The organism is Aliterella sp. E5.1, from assembly GCF_057473825.1.
The window spans coordinates 1-3,258 of sequence record NZ_JBYCCV010000202.1 but is presented as its reverse complement, the minus strand read 5'-3'; the positions used below and the strand labels follow the sequence as shown (position 1 = coordinate 3,258).

Sequence of the window (3,258 nt, the reverse complement as noted above, 5' to 3'; positions counted from 1 at the left end):
CCATAATTAAGAGTATGGAGGGGAAAATGCGATCGTTAAAGGTTTCAACATAAAGGTTGATATTGTTGGTTGTAACAGTTGTTTGATAGTTTTTTAGTTCAAGAAACGTAATTTTTCATCTTTATTTTTCTGGTGAATCTCGGACTGCAATTACTACATCCCCAATCATTAATTCAGCTTCTGCAAATGCTTTAATTACATCTTGATTAGACTTTTCACCTGTATCAAATCGTCGCAGTTCTGCCGCTTTTAGATATCTATGTGCTTGACGAAACCCATTACCTTTGCGTCCTACATCTGTGGTTTTAATTAATGCTACTGAGGTAGCACTTGTAGCCGCCAAAACTTTTATCCAAAATGGTTCAAGTTCTTCTGTAAAAGTAGCGACTACCACAGATGATACTACTGAAATCACTCCTAAAGCTATGTAAGTTGAGTGTAAGCTTATTGCACTGTAATGCCATCTTTTGAGTTGAGATTTTATTTCTTTGTCAATATTTTGGTTCATGATGGTAATCCTATCTAGTAGTCAAAGCGATCGCTTACCGATTAAGCGTAAAAATTACTAATTCTTATTAAGAAAAACCGCTAAGAATATCGAGTAGTTTTTTTAAAGGTGTACGGTGATAGAGAAAACCTAATGTATTTTCTAAATACTCTAAATTTGCTGGAGGGGCCGTCAAAAGTTTGTCTGACTTTACAATATCGCTCCACCAACTTTGTGGCTGATTGATAGGAACACCAATATCCTTCATTTTCATCAAAAACTCATGAGCAACTAAGCCATAAAATACAGGTGTCGGGTGAAATCCATCTAAGCCAATAAGGCCACCTATAAATCTATTTTCTGGATTATTGTCGTTAGGATTTAGACGAATATACCGAGTGTCTATCAGAGGTTTTTCTGCTGAAGTTATTCGGTGCGGAATATTAGCTCTTAATGCGTCAATTAATTCTGTTGGAAAAGTATAGCTAACCTTTCCCCCCTGGCGACGAAATGCTAATTGATCGAGCTTTTCACACAGATCGACAACATGAAATCCTTCCTGGGTAGCAACCTCTTTGATAGCTCGATTGTACTGGTCAATAATACTATCTATTAATTGGGCTTCTGTACCTACTAAATGAGGATATTGTTCAGGGTTTTTACTAAACTCATCATCCCAAATCCAAAAATGAGTATAAAACTCATAGTATCCATTTGAAGCCAGTGCGTCTGTTCCCGTTCTTCCAGGAGTAATACCGCGACATATTGGAGGAATAGTAACATGAGGAATAGTTGCTAGAAAAACGTTCTTAGCATTTATAGCTTTAATTTGAGGAATAATTCTTTTAAGTAGTTTTCGGAAATGTTCGGGTTGCCAAAGATTGCAGCTTTGTTCGCCTGCTAATTTATAAATGTCTTCGGGTTTAGACCAATTAATTTTTAACTGAATAACCGTACCTAAACAGTTATTCGACCCTAGCCAGAAAATTAAATTATCAATTCCACCCTGCGTTTGAGCAATTTCCTGAGCAGCAGTGACTTGTGAATATTGCTCAAATTGACCATTTAAACTTGGATTTAATGTTCTCCTTGTAGCACGATACATTGCTAATTCAGGTAGTTGTTGAAAAAAGTTATCTTTAAGTTTTTTCTTTTGTAATATACGGCGGCAAACTGCGTCTGTTAGAGTGTCAAAATCTCCTAGCTGAAATCCTAAAATACCTAAATTGTGATGTAAAAGACCCGTATCGGAAGCTCTAGTTCCTTCTCCTCTTTCCCAAAAATCTTCTACGCGATCGAGTAGATTTTGCACTGCTAAAAAGGCAGGAGCAATTTCAAATAAATCAATTTTATTTCCAAATTTGTCAACTAGCAGGCGTAATAATTGTTCTATGTTTAGGGGTAAACCACCTTCACCGGTGAAATCAGGACGTTTGAATTGATTTAAATCTGGGTCGCCAAGACAACGGGCAATTAGAGCAGGATAGGCAATATCTGTACGACAAACACCACCGCTAGTAACGCCGTGAGTCAAGCTATCACCGATCGCAACGAGTGGAACTGGCATAATTTTTCTCCATTTTTAAAAGTTTGTAGTTAGCAGTGCAAAATTTTGGATGACCAAAAAACAATTTTGAGTACGAGTTTTTGATAGTTTGACCTACTAAAAACTTATGATTGACAGCGATCGCTTTGATTTATTGGGAAATGTAATGCGCGATCGCTTTGATTCAAGAGCAAAAAATGATAAGTAGCTTTAAAATTTACTCTTGATTAGCTAAGTATTACTGTGCGTGTCAATCCGTCCCAGATAATATTAAGATTCATTGCTTCTGCTAATTCTGTGGCTTTAACAAATCCAAACTTTTGAATTAACTCAACGATTTTTGCTTCGGGAGTCCCTGCTGGTACGTTTTGAACTTCATTTGCATGATCGATTAAAATAAATTGAATAGATTTAGGAGCGTCTGCTGGTGAAAAATGAATTTCAACAACATTATCTACAGTTGCGTGAAGAATAGACCAATCAAAGGTATCGAGGAGCGGACGTAGTTTGATATAGCTTTTTTCATTAAAGATTTGTGATTCTCTAAAGCTTTTTCCCTGAATAATTGCAGTAATATTAGCTGGTGATTCTTTTAAGTCAGAACTACCTGTAATTCTTGACTCTACCATGTCACGAAATTGATTACCGACTTGAGATTTACTTAATTTTGTATCCCAAGGTAAAACCATTGGGTCCCATTTATCTTGCTTGACACCAAGAGTTTTTTCTACTTCCCCATGTCCTAAAACTGTTTTTGCAGTAACATCAATGTCATAAAACTGACATAATTCAGCTACAACTTGTGCCATTGTTTCCCACTGTTTTTTAGTCATAGGAAATTTACCAGCTTTAAATGGTGATTCTTGAGCATTAAGCATACAACAAACTATCACGCCAATTGAACCGGTGTTCAGCCTTGCAGTATGCGCTGCATAGTTATAATCAGCCGTTGAAACATTATCTTTAATTGAGTGTGTCCCGCGAATTAATTTGCCATCATCTTCTATTAAAATATGATAATGACTTGTATCTACGCTTGATGCTTTGTGTCCTCCTGCTGTCCAATGAGTAATTACTCTTTTCATCGAACAGTTGGGCATCCATTCTTTAGGTACTATTTTCATGATATATCTCCGATTTGTTGAATTTTTAATGAATATTGAAGGGTGACTCAATTAAATTTGAGGAGTGCAGAACAATTTGAATCATAATTAATACAAATTGT

The 3,258-nt window shown here is 36.1% G+C and carries 3 protein-coding genes; all 3 read right to left on the bottom strand.

Annotation, left to right across the window (positions count from 1 at the left end):
* Positions 1-121 precede the first annotated feature (121 nt).
* The 3 genes from AC2VE5_RS24955 to AC2VE5_RS24945 all read right to left on the bottom strand — a co-directional run bounded on the left by AC2VE5_RS24955 (position 122) and on the right by AC2VE5_RS24945 (position 3,157).
* Positions 122-508, bottom strand: coding sequence for a hypothetical protein (locus AC2VE5_RS24955; RefSeq protein ID WP_486890302.1), 387 nt, complete (start codon positions 506-508; stop codon positions 122-124).
* Between the two features lie 67 nt (positions 509-575).
* Complete coding sequence (locus AC2VE5_RS24950; RefSeq protein ID WP_486890301.1) at positions 576-2,054, bottom strand: SGNH/GDSL hydrolase family protein; 1,479 nt, start codon at positions 2,052-2,054, stop codon at positions 576-578.
* Between the two features lie 206 nt (positions 2,055-2,260).
* Positions 2,261-3,157, bottom strand: coding sequence for a peptidoglycan recognition protein family protein (locus tag AC2VE5_RS24945; protein WP_486890300.1), 897 nt, complete (start codon positions 3,155-3,157; stop codon positions 2,261-2,263).
* Between the last annotated feature and the right edge of the window lie 101 nt (positions 3,158-3,258).